Below are 17602 nucleotides of genomic sequence, written 5' to 3' on the forward strand. Positions count from 1 at the left end.
GAACCCGAAGCCGAGCAGCCCACGGCCGAAGACCACCTGCCCGTGCCAGAGGAGCAGCTGCCCACGGCCGATGAACGCGTCGCCGCCGTCCGGCGGGTGTCCGCCTCGACACGCCGCTGGCGTGCGGCCCAACTCGGCCTCTGCGCCGCTTCGTTGGCGCTCGCTCTCACCGCCGGGGCCGTGATCGTCGGGGCCCTGCGGGACGGCTCGGGCACCGCGGTCGCCGCCACCAGCGGCGCCGTGTCACCGGAGTTGCTGGCCGGCGGGGACCTCGACGCCAGCATCACCTCGCTGCAGGCCCATCTCCGCACCCAGCCCAAGGACTTCGACAGCTGGGCCACCCTCGGACTCGCCTACGTCGAGCAGGCCCGCACCAAGGGCGACCCCTCCCGCTACCCCCAGGCGCAGCAGGCGCTGGACCGCTCCCTGAAGCTGCGTCCCGACAACGAGTCGGCGCTCGCGGGCCGCGCCCCCCCCGCCGCGGCGCGCCACGACTTCACCGGCGCCCTGACCTACGCGGACAAGGTGCTGAAGGAGAACCCGTACAGCGAGCGCGCCCTCTCCTCCCGTATCGACGCGCTCGTCGAACTCGGCCGCTACGCCGACGCCTCGAAGGCCGCCGACCTGGCCGACTCGCGCCGGCCGGGCGTCCCCGTCTTCACCCGGTACGCCTACGTCCACGAGCTGCGCGGCGATGTGAAGACCGCCCGCCGCGTCCTTCAGCAGGCGCTCGACACGGCGACGAGCCGGGGCGACGTCTCGTACGTGGCGGCGGCGCTCGGCCAACTCGCCTGGAACCAGGGCGACTACGACTCCGCGCTGAAGTACTACGCCCGAGCCCTGGCCGCCGACGACAGCTATCTCCCCGCGCTCGAGGGCCGCGCCCGCGCCCAGGCCGCGAAGGGCGACCGGACGGCGGCGATCAAGGGCATGGAACAGGTCGTGGAGCGCTATCCGCTCCCCCAGCCACTTGTCGAACTAGGTGAGTTGTACGAGGCGCGCGGCCGCACCGGCGACGCGCAGAAGGCCCGTGACCAGTACTCCCTGGTGACCGCCTGGGTCTCGCTGGCCCACTCCTATGGTGTCAACGCCGACCTGGACACCGCCCTCGCCGCCGCCGACCACGGCAACCGGGGGGACGCGCTCAAGGCGGCCCGCGCCGAGTGGGCCCGCCGCCACACCGTGCACACGGCGGACGCGCTGGCCTGGGCGCTGCACGTCAACGGCCGCGACAAGGAGGCCCTGCCGTACGCCCGCCAGGCCACGGCCACCGGCTATCGCAACGCGTCCTTCCTCTACCACCGCGGCATGATCGAACGCGCCACCGGTCACGAGAAGGAGGCCCGCGCCTCGCTGAAGTCGGCGCTCGACCTGAACGCGGGCTTCTCACCCCTGGGTGCCCGTGCGGCGCGCAAGGCTCTGGGGGAGGACAAATGAGGCCCCCTCGAACGCGCGGTCGGCGGGCGAAGTCCCCGCTGGGAAGGTCGCGTCGGCTGTTCGCCTCCTGGGCGGCCGTCCTCACCGCCGCCTGCGCCCTCGTCCTCGTCCCCACCGGAGCCGCGAGCGCGCATCCGCTCGGCAACTTCACCGTCAACCGGTACGACGGGCTCGTCGCCGCCCCCGGGCAGCTGCGCGTCGACCATGTCGAGGACCTCGCCGAGATCCCGGCCACCCAGGCCAAGCCCGACCTGGCGAAGCTCGGTATGACGGACTGGGCCCGGCAGCGCTGCGAGACGGCCGCGACCGGCAGCAAGGTCACCGTCGACGGACATCCGGCCGCGCTCTTCGTCGCCACGAGCCGAGCGAAGCTGCGCCCCGGGCAGGCCGGGCTCAACACCCTGCGCGTGGAGTGCCGGTTGACAGCCGCGCTGCCCAAGCATGGCCCGGTCTCCCTCGGCTTCCACAGCGCCGGGGCCGACCGGGGACCCGGCTGGCGCGAGATCACCGCGCGCGGCGACCGGATGACGCTCACCGCCTCGGACGTACCGGCCAAGTCGGTGTCGCACGAACTGACCAGCTACCCCAAGGCGCTGCTCTCCTCCCCCGCCGACACCGCGACCGCGTCCCTGCGGATACGCCCCGGCGGCCCCGCCCTCGCCGAGGAACGGACGGAGGTCCCCGGCGCCTCCGTACTGCCCCGGGGCGCCGACCGCTGGACCGAGGCGCTGAACAACCTGGTGGCCCGCCATCACCTCACCGTCGGCTTCGCCGCGCTGGCCCTGGTCATCTCCGTGTTCCTGGGCGCGATGCACGCACTCGCGCCCGGTCACGGCAAGACCCTGATGGCCGCGACGGCCGCGGCGCGCGGCGGCAAGGCGGGGCTGCGTGACGTCCTGCCGCTGGCCGCCTCCGTCACGGTCACCCACACCCTGGGCGTGGTCGCCCTCGGCCTCCTGGTGACGGCCGGTTCGGCCGCGGCGCCCTCCGTGATCGCGTGGCTCGGCATCGCCAGCGGCGTCCTGGTGACCTTCGCGGGCGCCACGCTCGTACGCCGGGCCTGGCGCAACCGGCCGCGGCGACCCGGTCTTGAGCACGCCCACGGACACGCGCACGACCACCCCCATGACCACCACGCGCACAGCCACGCTGACGCCCACGAACACGCGCACGACCACGAGCAGGCCGAAGAGCACGAACGCCCCTTGGTACTCGCCCACGCCTCCGCCGCGACGGCAGCGGCGGACAGCAAGCCGCACACACACGGGCACGAGCGCGGACATTCCCACGACCACGACTACGACCATGGCCACCAACACGACCACGCGCACCCCCACCCTCACCCCCACCCCCACTCGCACGACCACGCCGTCTCCCCCGCCCTCGAACACACCCACGGCGGCTTCACCCACACCCACGAGGTGGCCCCCACCCTCCGCGGCACGATCCTGCTCGGATTCGCCGGCGGACTCGTGCCCAGCCCCTCCGCCGTGGTCGTCCTGGTGGGCGCGGCGGCGCTGGGACAGGCGTGGTTCGGCCTACTTCTCGTCCTGGCGTACGGCGTCGGTCTCGCTCTGACGCTCACGGCGGCCGGGTTCGCCGTCGTCAAGCTGAACGACGGGATGAACCGGGCGCTGGCGAAGCGTCCCCGGTGGGCCGGGGGACCGACCGCGGCCCTGATCCGCAGGACCGCCCCCCTGGGTTCGGCGTTGATCGTCATCGCCCTTGGGGCTGGATTGGTGTTCAAGGGGGCGGCATCCGCACTCGGCTGAGCTACTTTTGTGGAGAAATCACGCGAAGAGACATCGTGAAAAGACATCACGCGGATGCACAGCGGATACGAATGGGGGACACCCGTGTCCGAAGAGCCGGGCAGTGAACGTGTGATCGCGGGCCGCTACCGTCTCCTCTCCCCCTTGGGCGAGGGCGGTATGGGAACCGTGTGGCGCGCCCGTGACGAGGTGCTGCACCGCGAGGTCGCCGTCAAGGAGGTCCGCGCGCCCGCCGGGATCCCGGCGCACGACGTGGAGCGGATGTACGCCCGGCTGGAGCGCGAGGCGTGGGCCGCGGCCCGGGTCGCGAACCGCAATGTGGTGACGGTGTACGACGTGGCGACGCAGGACGGCCGCCCCTGGATCGTCATGGAACTCGTGCGCGGCATCGCCCTGTCCGATCTGCTGGACTCCGAGGGTCCGCAGTCGCCGCAGCGCGCCGCCGACATCGGTGCCGAAGTGCTCTCCGCCCTGCGGGCCGCGCACGAGGCCGGGGTGCTGCACCGCGATGTGAAGCCGGCCAACGTGCTGCTGTCGAACGAGGGCCGGGTCGTCCTCACGGACTTCGGTATCGCGACGGTCGAGGGCAGTTCGGCGTTGACGATGACGGGCGAGGTCATCGGTTCGCCCGAGTTCCTCGCCCCCGAGCGGGCGCTCGGTCGTACGCCCGGCCCCGAGTCCGACCTGTGGTCGCTCGGGGTCCTGTTGTACGCGACGGTCGAGGGCAACTCGCCCTTCCGTCACAACACCCCGCTGAGCACGCTGCGGGCCATCGTCGACGAGCCGCTGCCGCCGCCGCGCCACGCGGGGCCGCTCGCGCCCGTGATCGAGGGTCTGCTGAGGAAGGACCCGGCCGAGCGGCTGAGCGCCGCGCAGGCCGAGAGCGATCTGCGGCTCGTCGCCGCGGGCGGCTCCCCGGCCGCGGGACCGCCGTCCCCGACCGCCCAGTCACCGACGATCTCCTCGTTCTCCCAGCCCGCGCCGCAGCCGCCGGGATTCGGGCCTCCCATGGCGCCGTCCCGGACCCGTCCACAAGGACCGCAGCCGGGTTACACGCCCTACCCGCCGCCCAACGACTCCCCCACCTCGACGGAACCCGTCCGTAACCGGCGCGCGGCCGCCGCCGTGATCGCGGGCGTGATCGCGCTCGCACTCGCGGTGGGCGGACTGACGTACGCCTTGGTGAACCGTGACAACGGCGGCGGGAGCAGCAACGACAGCAGCAGCGGAAGTGGCACCAAGAGCGGCTCCGGCGGCGGGAGTTCGCCGTCCGCGAGCAAGAGCGGGAGCAACAGCGCCGCGCCCGGCGGTTCCACTCCCTCGGCCAGTGCGTCGAGCAGCGCTCGTACGAGTTCGCCGCCGGCCCAGTCCGTGCAGGTGACGGTCGCGGGTGCGCACACCGACTACTCCGGTTCCTGCCCGCCGTCCCAGGCCCAGGCGCCGACCTTCACGGCGACCTTCACGGTGGGCCGTGTACCGGTGGACGTCGAGTACCGCTGGGTGTTGAAGACGGGCGAGGTGTCCGACCCGGGCTGGAAGACCCTGTCGTTCTCGTCGGACGGTGGCAGGACCAAGCAGAAGTCGATCTTCCTGTCGACGTACAACGCGAGCGGGATCTTCCAGAACGAGATCAGCGTGGAGGTCCGCAGCCCCGTCCGGACGACGTCCAACTCGGTGCCGTTCTCGGTGACATGTGTGACGGAGACCCCGTCGGACGAGGCCTCCGCTTCCACGTCTCCGTGAGGGGTGGTCAGGCCGCCGAGGTGAAGACCGGCAGATAGCCGCCGGAGTGGCCGGCCGCGGTCGGGTGGTAGGACTCGGTGATGTTCAGCAGGTTCAGGCTGTGCAGCCAGGCGCTGCCGGAGCAGAGCTCGTGCCCGGTGAAGGTGCTCCTGATGTCGCCGAAGGTGAAGCCGTGGTCGGCGGCACGCTTGGCGATGGCGCTGTCCAGGTAGTCGGCCGCGTCGTTGATCGCGGCGCGCTTGGTGTCGGAGAGGCCGAGGCAGGTCGCGCCCAGTTTGTAGAACCTGGGGTAGCCGAGGACGACCACGTGGGCGGCGGGCGCCTTCGAGCTGATCGCGGAGTAGACGGAGTCGAGTTGGCCGGGGAGCGTGGAGTCGACGTAGGCCTTGGCGGTGGCGATGCGGGACAGGCAGCCGCTGTCGGACTGGAGCACACACGTCGTCATGACGTCCGCGAAGCCCGCGTCGTTGCCGCCGATGCTGAGAGAGACGAGGCCGGTGGAGGAGCTGAGCGGGCCCAGCTGGTTCGCCAGGACATCACCCGTACGGGCCCCCGAGCAGGCCGTGAAGTCGAAGGACGAGGGTGAATGGGCGGCGGCCCAGAGGTAGGGGTACGCCTTCGTGCTGCGCAAGCAGTCGCCGCTTGAGCTGATGTAGCTGCCCGCACCGACACCGGACGCATAGGAGTCGCCGAGGGCCACATAGCCGGTGGCCGCGGCGGTTCCGGACGCCTGCGCCGTCGCGGCCCCGGTGAGGGCGAAGCCGACGGCGAGGAGGAGTGAGGTCACGTATGCCGTAATTCGGGAACGTCTCATGGAACCTCCCTTTAGCAGGATCTCTGCCACAACTGTCGTAGCAGCTACGCGTGTTGACAGGAAGTGTCCATGCCAAGACTTTTCGGCCCCTGCCGCCGCCACCCGTGACACCCGAACATGTTCCACGCATATTTCATGCATGCACATGACATCTTGATGACGGGGCGTCAACTCCCTTGAGCCTTACCCGTGGATGACCGAGGCCTTACTCGGTCTTGGGCGGAACGCGGCGCTCCAGGGCCGTGCGCGACGCGCGCACCCCCCACAGCCGTGCGCCGAACCCGGGCGCGCGCCGCCAAGAGGAGGACTCCACCACCAGCACGGACGCCAAGGCCAGTTACTCCGACTACGGCTCCGTCCTGGACGTCTTCGCCCCGGCTCCTCCATCACGGCGGGCTGGAACACCAGCGGCACCGCCACGAACACCATCTCCGGTACGTCGATGGCCACCCCGCACGTCGCGGGCGCGGCCGCCGTCCACCTCGCGGGCCACACCTCCGCCACCCCGGCAGAGGTCGCCACGGCTCTGGTGAACGGCGCCACGACGGGCAAGATCACCAGCCCGGGCTCCGGCTCCCCGAACCGGCTGCTGAAGATCGTCCCGTGACATCTCGGGAAGATCGCCCCGTGACGCCCCGACTCGCCTGATCCGCAACGCAGTTCCCCGGAGGCAGCCGGCTCCTCCGGGGAACACGCGGTGAACACTCGTGCCACATGTTTGAAGTCGACCGAGAAGCCCCCACGAGTGCCTACCGCATCTTGACGGCCCCCAGCCCGCTGCGCGACATTGAAGCCCGGCATCCGGCGCGTCGGGGGGCAAAGTCGCCAATGCAGACCATAGGCATCAAGTCACCTTCATCAGACAGTGACAAGCGGTCGGGACAGGATCCGGGGAGGGACCTGGTCCCGCTGCTCGCGGGCATGGCGGTGGCCGTCGCGGGCGTCGGCGCGGTACTCGCGCTCGCCGACGTGGACTCTTCCCTGCGCGGCCCGTTCACCCTCTTCTTCCTGCTCGCCGCACCAGGAGCCGCCATCTGGGCCGCGCTGCGCGGGCTGGATCCCTTCGCCCGCACGGTGGTGTCCGTCGCCGGAGCGATCGCCGTCGACCTCCTCGTCGCCCAGGGCATGCTGGCGGTGCACCGGTGGTCGGTCCATGGCGGAATCGTGGCCGTGACGGCGATCAGCGCTCTTGTCCTCCTGCTGGTGGTGGTCCGGCGAGTGCGCAAGCGGATGGGGAAAATCCGTTCGAGTCGTTAGGTAACGGCCAAACCAACAAAAACGTGAGGCGTCGTTCCAGGCCTTGCCATATGGGCGCAATCGTCAATACCGTCATACATCTCACCCGCATCGGCCCCTCACGCACATGCGATCTAGGGGAGGGCTCAAGATCGCGAAGAGGACCCGGCGCGGGGCGCGGTAGGGGGGTGCCGTGCTCGGTGACCACACTTGTGCCGAGTCGTGCCGCGCGACCGGTTTCCGCATCCGGAATTCCGTCCTCGGGCTTCCGTCTTCGGACTTCCGCCTTCGGAATCGGCCAGCTTTGCCAGCTCACCCGGCATGCACGGAGATCCATTTCGTCACGCCGTAAGTGAGAACCCCCCTTTCGAACCGGACTAAAAGCCGGACCGCCCAGGGGCGGGCGGTCCACCGGACGAGAGGGACCAGACTCATGAGCTCAGTCCTGCGCCCAGCCGTATCGGGCGAAGATCCGTTAACGGCCGGCAAATACCGGCCGATCTCCTCTCACCTGGCCATAGCGCCACCGGTGAGTGTCGTGATTCCCGCCATGAATGAGGCGGAGAATCTCCCGTACGTCTTCAAGACCCTTCCCGCCTGGATACACGAAGTGGTTCTTGTCGACGGCAATTCCACCGACAACACCGTCGAGGTGGCCCGTGAACTGTGGCCCGACGTCAAGGTCGTCGAGCAGCAGGGAAAGGGCAAGGGCGACGCCCTGATCACCGGATTCGAGGCGTGCACCGGCGACATCATCGTGATGGTCGACGCGGACGGCTCGGCCGACGGCCACGAGATCGTGTCGTATGTGTCCGCGCTGGTGTCCGGGGCGGACTTCGCCAAGGGCTCGCGGTTCGCCAACGGCGGCGGAACCTCCGACATGACACCGATCCGCAAGCTGGGCAACCGAGTGCTGTGCGCGGCCGTCAACGCCAAGTTCGGCGCCCGCTACACCGACCTCTGCTACGGCTACAACGCGTTCTGGCGGCACTGCCTGGACCAGATCGAACTCGACTGCACCGGCTTCGAGGTCGAGACCCTGATGAACATCCGGGTGGTCAAGGCCGGGCTCAAGGTGCAGGAGATACCCAGCCACGAGTACCTCCGCATCCACGGCACGAGCAATCTGCGGGCCGTGCGTGACGGGTTCCGGGTGCTCAAGGTGATCATGGGTGAGCGTTCCAACCGGCGTGCTCTGCGTCGCAGGCCGCACGCCGCCCAGCTCGACTCGGGCCAGGGAGAGGTGTCTTGAGCAGTCCCGACATCTCCGTGGTGATCTGCGTCTACACCGAGGACCGCTGGGAGGACATCCTCGCGGCGGTCTCCTCGGTGCGGGCGCAGTCGCTGCCCGCTCTGGAGACGCTCCTCGTCGTGGACCACAACGCCACCCTGCTCGACCGGCTGAGCAGGGAGTACAAGGAGACCGAAGCGGTACGGGTGCTCGCCAACGCGGGCCCGCGCGGCCTGTCCGCGGGCCGCAACACCGGGATCGCCGCCGCACACGGCGAGATCATCGCGTTCCTCGACGACGACGCCGTGGCCGAGCGCGACTGGCTGCGCCACTTCGCCTCGGGGTACGCCGACCCGCGGGTCATGGCCGTCGGCGGCCGTACGATGCCGATCTGGGCGTCGGGTCGCCGGCCAGCCTGGTTCCCCGAGGAGTTCGACTGGGTGGTGGGCTGCACGTACAAGGGGCTGCCGCCGGGCCGGGTCCAGGTCCGCAACGTCCTGGGCGGAAACGCTTCTTTCCGTCGTACGGCGTTCGACGCGGCGGGCGGCTTCGCTACCGGCATCGGCCGCGACGGCGACAAGCGTCCGCTGGGCTGCGAGGAGACGGAGCTGTGCATCCGCCTCACCCGCGCCCGCCCGGACGCGATCCTGCTGATCGACGACCGCGCGGTCATCCACCACCGGGTACCCGAACCACGCGAGCACTTCGCGTACTTCCGCACCCGCGCCTACGCCGAGGGCCTCTCAAAGGCCCTGGTCGCCCGGAGCGTCGGCGCCGACAAGGGCCTCGAGTCGGAACGCCGCTACACGACCCGCGTCCTGCCCGCCGGGGTGGCCCGCGGACTGCGCGACGCCCTGCTCGCCCGCCCGGGCGGCGCCGGCCGAGCGGGCGCCATCGTGGCCGGTGTCCTGACGGCGGCCGGGGGGTACGTACTCGGCAGCGTCCGGGCCCGCAGGGGCGGCGCCACGTTCACCGTGGCGGAGATCGAGAACGGGATCGGGAGCGGTCCGGGACGCGAGGGGGCGGCGGCATGACCAGAGGAGGACCCCCGCGGGTCGCGGGAGGTGTGGCGGCCCCATGAACGACACTCCCGTACCCATCCTCATGTACCACTCCATCGCCGCCGCGCCCAATGACGCGACGCGTGAGCTGTCCGTCGGGCCCGAGGCGTTCGCCGAGCAGATGGCACTGCTCGGGGACCAGGGGTTCACCCCGGTCGACACGGCGGCGCTGGCAGCGAGTTGGCGGTCCGGCGGACCGCTGCCGGAGCGACCCGTGCTGATCACCTTCGACGACGGTTACGAGGGCGTGCACCGGCACGGGCTGCCCGTGCTGGCCAAGCACGGCTTCGCCTCCACGCTGTTCGTCTCGACGGGGTGGATCAAGGGCGCGTACGACACCCGAGGCGGCCTCGACACCATGCTGAGCTGGGCTCAGGTGCGCGAACTCGCCGCCGAGCAGGTCGAGATCGGCGGGCACAGCCACACGCATCCGCAGCTGGACCAGCTCTCCGACGACGCGCTGCGGTTCGAGGTGCTGCGCTGCAAGGAGATCATCGCCGACGAGCTGGGCACCCGCCCGGCCTCGTTCGCGTACCCCTACGGCTACTCCAGCCGCCGGGTGCGCCAGGCGGTGCGGGAGGCGGGCTTCGCCCAGTCGCTCGCCGTCGGCAACGGCCTGGCGCGCCGCCGCCAGGGCCCGTACGCCCTGCAACGCGTGACCGTGCGCCGCAACACCGGTATCGAGGAGTTCGAGCGGCTCGTCGAGGGCCGCTCGATCGCCCGCAATTTCGTCCGGGACCGCGCCCTCACCAAGGGGTACGCCATGGTCCGAAGAGCACGACAGGTCCGCCGGAAGGCCATCCGTTCCCGTGTCTGACACGACGACCACAGCCCAGGCTTCATCGCCCACCGCCGGGGCGCCCGAGCAGCGGACCGGGCGCCGCCTCCGCCTGCCCGGCCGGGGCCGCAAGGACGGCGGCGGCAACCAACTCTTCCGCAACGCCTACGCCCTGATGCTCAACACCGGGATCTCCGCGGTGCTCGGGCTCGGCTACTGGCTGGTCGCCGCCCGCTACTACTCCGACGCCGCGGTCGGCCAGGGCTCCGCCGCGATCGCCGCGATGAAGCTCCTGGCGGGCCTGACCGCGGTGACCCTGACCGGCGCCCTGGCCCGCTTCATCCCCGTCGCGGGCCGCGCCACCGGGCGCCTCATCTTCCGTACGTACGCGGGAAGTTCGGTGGTCGTGGCGCTGGCCGCCGTGGTCTTCCTGCTGACGCTGAACGCATGGGGACCCTCGTACCGCTTCCTGCACGGCTCGCTCAACGGCCTCGGCTTCATCCTGGCGGTCGTCGCCTGGTCGCTGCTGACCCTGCAGGACGGCGTGCTGACCGGACTGCGCAGCGCGCTCTGGGTGCCGGTGGGCAACACCGTGTTCTCCGCGGTGAAGCTGACACTGCTGGTCGGACTCGCCGCCGCGATCCCGACCACGGGCGTCTTCGTCTCCTGGGTCGCCGCGATCGCCCTGTCGGTGGTACCGCTCGGCCTGCTGGTCTTCCGGCGGCTGGTCCCCCGGCACATCAAGGCGACCGAGGAGCGCGCGAACCCGCCCACGCTCAAGGAGGTCGGACGCTTCCTCGCCGGCGACTACACCGGCTCGCTCTTCTCGCTCGCCGTGGTCTATCTCGTCCCGGTGATCGTCGCCTCGCAGGTCAGCTCCTCCGACAACGCGTACTTCTACATCACCACGACGATCGGCGGCACGGTCAACCTGCTCGCCATCAACATGGGCGCCTCGCTGACCGTCGAGGGCTCGCACGACCCCGCACGGCTCGCCTCCAACACCCGGGCCGCGCTCAAGCGCATGGCGCGGATCATGCTGCCGGTGTGCGGACTGCTGTTCGTCGGGGCACCGTTCATCCTGCACGTCTTCGGCGACGGCTACGCGCACGCGGCAACCCCGTTGCTGCGCTGGTTCGCGGTCGGCGCGCTGCTGCGGGTCGTCATGGAGACGTACTTCGCGGTGCTGCGCGCCCAGAGCCGCACCTCCGGACTCGCCTATCTGCAGGGCCTGCTGTGCGTCCTGGTCCTCGGCCTGACGGTGATCCTGCTGCCCCGGATGGGCCTGACCGGGGCGGGCGTCGCGGAGATCTCCAGCCTCGCGGTGATCGTGTCGATCGCCGCACCCAAGCTGTTCAAGATCGTTCGGACCGCGCCGCCCGCCGAACTCCCGGCGGGCGCGGCGCCGGACGGGGACCTCGCCGACCTCGGCGCACGCGACGTGGCCGCGACCAAGCCGCGCGAGGCGAAGCGGGGGCCTGCCTGGGCCCTCGACTCCGACACCCTCGCCCTCGGCGTGCACGTCGACTTCGACCACCAGGAACGCCGCCCGGACGTCCGCCCGGGCCCCGGCACCCCACCCACGGGCACGCCCAAGGCACGCCCGGACCACCGCCCGACCTGGGCGCTGAAGCCGCAACTGCCCTCGGTGGGGCTGCCCGTGGAGGCTCGGGAGCCGGGCTCGGAGGCTTCCCTGGGCCCGGCGGAAGCCCCGGAGGTGGACGCCCCCTTCGAAACGCCCTCCTTCGCGGTGACGCCCTCCTTCGAAACAGAGGGCACGGACAGCGCCCCGTCAGGGGCGCGGGGAACCGCGCGCCCGGACACGGACAACCCGCAGCCGCCGGACAACACCACTGCGCCCCTCCGCGACCGCCTACGACACCCTTCCAAACCCGGCGTGCTCCTCGGCTTCCTCCTGATCTGCGCACTGCTCCTCTACTGGGTCCCGGCACTGAGCCTCAACGACGCCTCCCTCGACAAGATGGGCGGCCTCGGCCTCATCTCCGTCCTGCCGCTGCCCACCCTCGTGGGCGCGGCCCTCCTGATCACGGTCTTCGCCTCGCTGCTCTGGATGAACCGCGAGCACAAGGGCCTGCTGCTCATCACCCTGCTCGCCACCGTGATCTCCCTGCACGCGCTCCCCGCGGTCATCGAGACCGAGCCACGGTTCGCCACCGCCTGGCAGCACCTCGGCTTCATCGACTACATCGACCGCACCGGCTCCGCGGTACCCGACCTGGACGCCCGCTGGAGCTGGCCGGGCTTCTTCGCGGGGGCCGCGTTCGTCGCCAAGGCCTGCGGTGTCAGCGACCTCACCGAGGTGATCCGCTGGTGGCCGCTGACCATGCAACTGCTCTACCTGGCACCGATGTTCCTGCTCGTGCGTTCGATGCGGGCGAGCTGGCGCGCCAAGTGGACCGGCATCTGGATCTTCGTGCTGAGCGGCTGGGTGGGCCAGGACTACTTCTCCCCGCAGGGCTTCACCTACCTCCTCTACCTCGTCTTCGTGGCGATCCTCCTCGTGTGGTTCCGGGCGCCTCGTGTGCTGTGGGCGAAGGCGCGCCCGGGCGAGGCGGAGGTCGAGCCGACCGACCGGCGCCAGCGGGCCGTGCTCCTCATGGTGCTGATCGGCCTGTTCGCGGCGAGCGTCCCGGCTCACCAGCTCACCCCGTTCGTGATGCTCGGCGTGCTCGCGGTCCTCGTCCTCGTCGGCCGGTCCGAACTGCGCGGGCTGCCGATCCTGTTCGCCGTCCTGGTCTCCGTCTGGATCGGCTTCATGGCCGAGCCCTACTGGTCGGGGCACTTCAACGACCTGTTCGGCGGGGTCGGCGGCGTCGGCAGCAATGTGTCGACCTCCGTCTCCGGCCGTATCCAGGGCGGCAGTTCGACGCACAAACTCGTCCTCTACACGCGCGTGCTGCTCGCCGGCAGTGTGATGGCCTTCGCCTGCTGGGGCTGGTGGCGGCGGCGCGACCACAAGTACCGCGAGCGGTCGCTGATCGTCCTCACCTTCGTCCCGTTCCTGGGCTTCGGCATGCAGTCGTACGGCGGCGAGATGGCCCTGCGGGTCTTCATGTTCGCCCTGCCGGGGGCGGCACTGCTGGCCGGGCTCGCCCTCTTCCCGCGCACCGGCGTCACCGCGAAGGAACGGGAGAAGGACCGGGTGAGCCTCGCCCCGCTGGCCGCGCTCATGGCGGGTCTGCTTCTCATGGGCGGCTTCCTGGTGGCCCGCTGGGGCAACGAGTCCTTCGAGCGCATCCGGCCGGGCGAGGTCACGGCCATGAACTACGTGTACGCGCACGACAAGCCGACCGTACGGCTGCTGTGGCTGAGCAACGACACGGTCAACAACGTGACGCCCGCGATGCCGTGGGGCACCCGGGACATGGAGAAGGTGCAGTACGTGCCGACGCTGGCGCCGAGCGACCCGGTGCTGGTGTCAGGGCTGGTCAAGTCACTCAAGGACGCCGGCCCGAACTCGTACCTCATGATCAACCGCAGCCAGGTGGTCTACCTCCAGATGGACGTGGGCTACTCGGCGACCTGGGAGTCGCGGCTCATCCGCAACCTCGACGACCGGCAGGACCTGAAGAAGGTCCTCGTCAACGACGACGTGACGATGTACGCGCTGCGCAAGCAGCCCGCGGGCAAGGTGCTCGAGCCCGCTCCCGGGCCGATCGGTCCCCTGATCACCTGGACACCGTGGTCGGTCGTCGGCGCGCTGGCGGCCGTGGCGCTCATCATCATGCTGGCGGCGCGGGAGGTCGTACGGGTCGCGGTGCGGCCGGGTGTGCGGCAGCTGCGGTGGCTGCAGAGCAGCTTCTGGTTCTCGCTGCCGCTGCTGGCGGTGCTGCTGGCCTCGCTCGTACAGCGGTTCCTGACCATGAAGTAGCACGAGGTCCAGCCAGGCGGAGTGGCTCACCCGGACCCGGGATCACGGGTTCAGCGGGTGAGCCACTTCACTTCGTAGGCCAACATGTCGAACCGCTTGCCGTCCACCTGCGCGCTGATGGACCGGTTCAGGGTGTTCACGACCAGGACGGCCTTGCCGGTGGCGAGGACGCGGACGCCTGGCACGTCGTCGGGGGCCACGGACACCGTCGCGTACTTGGTGCCGGGTGCGAACGCCCGGCTGAAGCGGGAGACGAGGTCGAGCATGGGCAGGGCCGCGCCGCCGCCGGCGCTGTCGGTCGGCGTCCACAGGCAGCCCGCGCAGTCGGTGCCCTTCTCCTTCTCCGGGTTCCAGTAGAAGCCGGAGGTGGCGCCGCCGCGGGCCATCGCGATCAGGCCGGCGGCCTGGACGGCGCCGCGGTGTGCCTCGGACCAGCCCGTACGCTCGTCGTTGCCGTCGGCGGGCTCCACGTAGTATTCGGCCCACCACAGCGGCAGGCCGTGGGTCTGCTCGCGCACCCACCGGCTGACGGCGGTGAACTTGTCGGTGGCCGCGAACTCGTTCGGGAGCAGGTCGTCGTCCTTGGTGTAGCTGGAGCCGTCGACGACCACGAAGTCGGCGCCCGCCTTGTTCTTGTTCCAGTAGTCGAAGGCGTCGAGGACCCGCTGGTCCATGGTGCCCCAGGTGCCCTTCAGGGTCGTCGACGCGTTCTCCGTCTGGCGCGGGTCGACACTGTCCATGACGAGGTAGGGCCCGCCGACCAGGATGTCCTCGTCGACCTTCTTCAGCGCCTTGTAGACGAGGTTGTAGAGCTCGGTGTAGCCCTCGTAGTCCCAGCGGCCCTTGCTGTCGTTCCAGAAGCCCTTGAACTCGTTCCAGACGATGAAGTGACGGACGTCCGGATAGCGCTTGGCGACGGTCGCGGCGAGCGCGGCGAAGTCCGCGTAGTGGGCGCGGTCCGGGGCGGTCTCCAGGGCGGCCTGGCTCCAGTTCGTGTTGTTCGCGCCGGCCTTGCCGCCCTTCATCCAGTCCGGGGAGCAGCACAGGGTGACGACCGGGGTCCCGCCGGACTTCCGCATGAAGTCGATACGGCGGTCCATCTCCGAGAAGTCGTAGCGCCCCTTGGAGGGTTCGGGGTTGCCCGCCCCCCAGCCCATGATGTGCTGGATCTGCGGCAGCGACTGCTTCTGCAGCACCCCCTCGACGCGCTGGGTGGCCGTGTCACTGCCCTGGTCGGCGCTGTACTGGGTGTGGGTGAAACCCCAGCCCACCTCGGGTTGCGGGGTTTCGGGCGGGGTGACGGGGGTGCCGTGCACCTTGTCCCCGTCGCGGGTGGTGCCCGCGGTGCTCGCGCCGCCTCCGGGCAGGGTGTTGAGCAAGGTCACCACCAGGGCCAGAGCGGCCACTCCCACGCCGAGCAGCGCGGTGAGCCGCCACCGCCGTGCCCCCGAATTCCACCCATGACGTCCCATCAAGGGCAACAGTAACGGCGGGGATCGGCCGTGGGACAGGTCTTGTAAGACCACAGCCCTGTAACAGGACGGAGGGGATACGGGCCGACACAGCCGACACACAGGACGCACCGCGGAAACCGGGTGCACGGGGCGCCCGCGTGACGGATCATGGCGGCATGTCTGCCAACCCACACGACGCACTGCCGATCCGGCTCAACGTCGACGACAGCGACTCGCCGTCGGACGTCGTCGACGCGCTGTTCCTCGGCCGCTTCGCGACGGGCGAGCAGCCGCACTCGCACGCGGCGAACATCGACCGCGTACGGTCCGGAGCGACGCTCCTCCCGCCGGGCGCCCGCGTACTGCGCTCGGCCCGCGACGACGACCGCAGCGCCACGCTCGCCGAGGGCGACGGCTGGACCCTGCTGGTGTCCCGCTGGAACCGCGGCGCCGACGTCACCGTCACCGCGACCAGCACCGAACTGGCCGCCAAGATCCTCGACCAGGCGACGGACGGCGCGGCGGACGAACCCGAACCCCAGCCGGAGAACGTGACGATGGGGTTCTGGTACGTCTCCCCGCGCCGCGGCCCGTACCGCACCACCCGGCAGATCTCCGCGGGTACGTGGGAGGAGGTGCGGCCGAACTACACCGGGCCGGTGGCGGACGCCATGGAGCGGCTGATGAAGACGACGCCCGAGGACATCGCGGGCCGGCTGTTGCTGCTGCACGGCCCGCCCGGCACAGGCAAGACCTCGGCCCTGCGCACCCTGGCCCGTTCCTGGCGCGACTGGTGCCAGGTGGACTGTGTCCTGGACCCGGAGCGGCTCTTCTCCGACGTCGGCTACCTGATGGACATCGCGATCGGCGAGGAGGACGGCACGGGCAAGGGCCGCTGGCGGCTGCTCCTGCTGGAGGACTGCGACGAGCTGATCCGTGGCGAGGCCAAGCACACCGCGGGCCAGGCGCTCTCGCGGCTGCTCAACCTCACCGACGGGCTCCTCGGCCAGGGCCGCAACGTGCTCGTGGGCGTCACGACCAACGAGGACCTTGAGCGCCTCCACCCCGCCGTGGTCCGCCCCGGCCGCTGTCTCGCCCGGATCGAGGTCGGCGCGCTGACCCGCCCGGAGGCGGTGAGCTGGCTGGGCACGGAGGAGGGCGTCGGCCGCGACGGCGCGACCCTGGCCGAGCTGTACGCGCTGCGCCGGGGCACGACGCCGACGTCGGTGCCGGACCAGCGGGAGGGCGCGGACGCGGGGCTGTATCTGTAGCTGCCCGGCACTCCGTACGGTGCTTTGATGGCCCTATGACCCTGTTCGTCGGCACATCGGGGTGGCAGTACAAGGACTGGCGCGGCGTCCTGTACCCGGACGGGGTGCCGATGCGGCTCTGGCTGGAGGAGTACGCGGCGCGGTTCGCCACGGTCGAGATCAACAACGCCTTCTACCGGCTGCCGACGCACGAGACCTTCGAGAGCTGGCGGGAGCGCACCCCGCCGGACTTCGTCGTCGCTCTCAAGGCGAGCCGCTATCTGACGCACATCAAACGGCTGCGCGACCCGGCGGAGCCGGTCGGCCGGCTGCTGGGCCACGCCGCCGGGCTCGGTGACCGCCTGGGCCCGGTCCTGCTCCAGCTCCCGCCCACGCTGCACGCCGATCCCGCCCTTCTCGACGAGTGCCTGGGCCGCTTCCCCGCCGGCGTCCGGGTCGCGGTCGAACCGCGACACGACTCCTGGTGGACACCGGAGGTGCGCAAGGTACTGGAGTCACGGGGCGCCGCCCTCTGCTGGGCCGATGTGCTGGCCCGCCCCGTGACGCCCCTGTGGCGGACCGCCGACTGGGGCTACGTCCGCTTCCACGAGGGCCGCGCCCAGCCGTGGCCCCGCTACGGCCGGCAGTCCCTGACGACCTGGGTACGACGCGTCACGGACACCTGGTCCGACGACCACGAGGTGTACGCGTACTTCAACAACGACCCGTACGCGGCGGCCGTCCGGGACGCGGTGGCCTTCGCCCACGCGGCGACGGCGGCGGGCCTGACGGTGACCCGGACACCGGACAACCTCTGAAGCACTCGGAGACGGAGAAGGGCTAGTGCTGGATTCCTCTTTGGATGTACACATATCGGCGTCGTAGTGGGCGGGTCGGCGGGGCTGGCCGGCCCCAGACCCATGGCCGTGCGCGG

12 protein-coding genes and 1 pseudogene are annotated in these 17602 nt (G+C 70.7%); 11 read left to right on the forward strand and 2 right to left on the reverse strand.

Translation table 11 applies throughout. The features are described from left to right. The 3 genes from ABZ656_RS30055 to ABZ656_RS30065 all read left to right on the forward strand — a co-directional run. Window positions 1-1437: tetratricopeptide repeat protein (locus ABZ656_RS30055; protein WP_360271719.1), on the forward strand; the 1437-nt coding region annotated here is incomplete at its 5' end. After that, complete coding sequence (locus tag ABZ656_RS30060; protein ID WP_360271722.1) at window positions 1434-3209, forward strand: sulfite exporter TauE/SafE family protein; 1776 nt, start codon at window positions 1434-1436, stop codon at window positions 3207-3209. The genes ABZ656_RS30055 and ABZ656_RS30060, both read left to right, overlap by 4 nt. An 84-nt stretch (window positions 3210-3293) precedes the next feature. After that, complete coding sequence (locus ABZ656_RS30065; RefSeq protein WP_360271725.1) at window positions 3294-4952, forward strand: protein kinase; 1659 nt, start codon at window positions 3294-3296, stop codon at window positions 4950-4952. Window positions 4953-4959: 7 nt separating this feature from the next. Here the strand turns inward: ABZ656_RS30065 and ABZ656_RS30070 are convergent, their stop codons facing one another. Beyond that, the gene (locus ABZ656_RS30070; RefSeq protein WP_101406022.1) at window positions 4960-5766 is read right to left on the reverse strand and encodes an SGNH/GDSL hydrolase family protein; all 807 of its coding nucleotides are present in this window, start codon (window positions 5764-5766) and stop codon (window positions 4960-4962) included. A gap of 308 nt (window positions 5767-6074) precedes the next feature. Between ABZ656_RS30070 and ABZ656_RS30075 the strand changes: the two are divergent. The 6 genes and pseudogenes from ABZ656_RS30075 to ABZ656_RS30100 all read left to right on the forward strand — a co-directional run. Beyond that, window positions 6075-6373, forward strand: a pseudogene (locus ABZ656_RS30075) (S8 family serine peptidase); the annotation flags it as partial. Between the two features lie 221 nt (window positions 6374-6594). Continuing rightward, window positions 6595-7023 (forward strand): hypothetical protein, encoded by a 429-nt coding sequence (locus tag ABZ656_RS30080; protein WP_101406021.1) that lies wholly within the window; start codon window positions 6595-6597, stop codon window positions 7021-7023. Window positions 7024-7435: 412 nt separating this feature from the next. Beyond that, on the forward strand, window positions 7436-8254 hold the full coding sequence (locus ABZ656_RS30085) for a glycosyltransferase family 2 protein (protein ID WP_101406020.1): 819 nt from the start codon (window positions 7436-7438) through the stop codon (window positions 8252-8254). Further along, on the forward strand, window positions 8251-9267 hold the full coding sequence (locus ABZ656_RS30090) for a glycosyltransferase family 2 protein (RefSeq protein ID WP_101406019.1): 1017 nt from the start codon (window positions 8251-8253) through the stop codon (window positions 9265-9267). Before ABZ656_RS30085 ends, ABZ656_RS30090 begins: the two co-directional genes overlap by 4 nt. A 43-nt stretch (window positions 9268-9310) precedes the next feature. After that, a complete protein-coding gene (locus ABZ656_RS30095; protein ID WP_101406018.1) occupies window positions 9311-10111 on the forward strand; it encodes a polysaccharide deacetylase family protein in 801 nt (266 codons plus the stop codon). Further along, window positions 10104-13964, forward strand: coding sequence for a lipopolysaccharide biosynthesis protein (locus tag ABZ656_RS30100; RefSeq protein WP_360271732.1), 3861 nt, complete (start codon window positions 10104-10106; stop codon window positions 13962-13964). The genes ABZ656_RS30095 and ABZ656_RS30100 overlap by 8 nt, the downstream gene beginning before the upstream one ends. 50 nt (window positions 13965-14014) lie before the next feature. Here the strand turns inward: ABZ656_RS30100 and ABZ656_RS30105 are convergent, their stop codons facing one another. Then, on the reverse strand, window positions 14015-15436 hold the full coding sequence (locus tag ABZ656_RS30105) for a xylan 1,4-beta-xylosidase (protein WP_101406016.1): 1422 nt from the start codon (window positions 15434-15436) through the stop codon (window positions 14015-14017). A gap of 158 nt (window positions 15437-15594) precedes the next feature. Between ABZ656_RS30105 and ABZ656_RS30110 the strand changes: the two genes are divergently transcribed. Then, window positions 15595-16689: a DUF5925 domain-containing protein gene (locus tag ABZ656_RS30110; protein WP_101406015.1), complete on the forward strand. Its 1095-nt coding sequence runs from the start codon at window positions 15595-15597 to the stop codon at window positions 16687-16689. Window positions 16690-16724: 35 nt separating this feature from the next. Then, a complete protein-coding gene (locus tag ABZ656_RS30115) occupies window positions 16725-17486 on the forward strand; it encodes a DUF72 domain-containing protein (RefSeq protein WP_360271736.1) in 762 nt (253 codons plus the stop codon). Window positions 17487-17602 lie beyond the last annotated feature (116 nt).

This window comes from Streptomyces sp. NPDC007095 (assembly GCF_040634475.1).
In the GTDB taxonomy this organism is placed as follows: domain Bacteria; phylum Actinomycetota; class Actinomycetes; order Streptomycetales; family Streptomycetaceae; genus Streptomyces.

Excerpts from the sequence above, each read along its gene's own strand:
- ABZ656_RS30060 (WP_360271722.1), top strand. The coding sequence starts at position 1,434 with ATGAGGCCCCCTCGAACGCGCGGTCGGCGGGCGAAGTCCCCGCTGGGA.
- ABZ656_RS30070 (WP_101406022.1), bottom strand. The coding sequence starts at position 5,766 with ATGAGACGTTCCCGAATTACGGCATACGTGACCTCACTCCTCCTCGCC.
- ABZ656_RS30080 (WP_101406021.1), top strand. The coding sequence starts at position 6,595 with ATGCAGACCATAGGCATCAAGTCACCTTCATCAGACAGTGACAAGCGG.
- ABZ656_RS30085 (WP_101406020.1), top strand. The coding sequence starts at position 7,436 with ATGAGCTCAGTCCTGCGCCCAGCCGTATCGGGCGAAGATCCGTTAACG.
- ABZ656_RS30095 (WP_101406018.1), top strand. The coding sequence starts at position 9,311 with ATGAACGACACTCCCGTACCCATCCTCATGTACCACTCCATCGCCGCC.
- ABZ656_RS30105 (WP_101406016.1), bottom strand. The coding sequence starts at position 15,436 with ATGGGACGTCATGGGTGGAATTCGGGGGCACGGCGGTGGCGGCTCACC.
- ABZ656_RS30110 (WP_101406015.1), top strand. The coding sequence starts at position 15,595 with ATGTCTGCCAACCCACACGACGCACTGCCGATCCGGCTCAACGTCGAC.
- ABZ656_RS30115 (WP_360271736.1), top strand. The coding sequence starts at position 16,725 with ATGACCCTGTTCGTCGGCACATCGGGGTGGCAGTACAAGGACTGGCGC.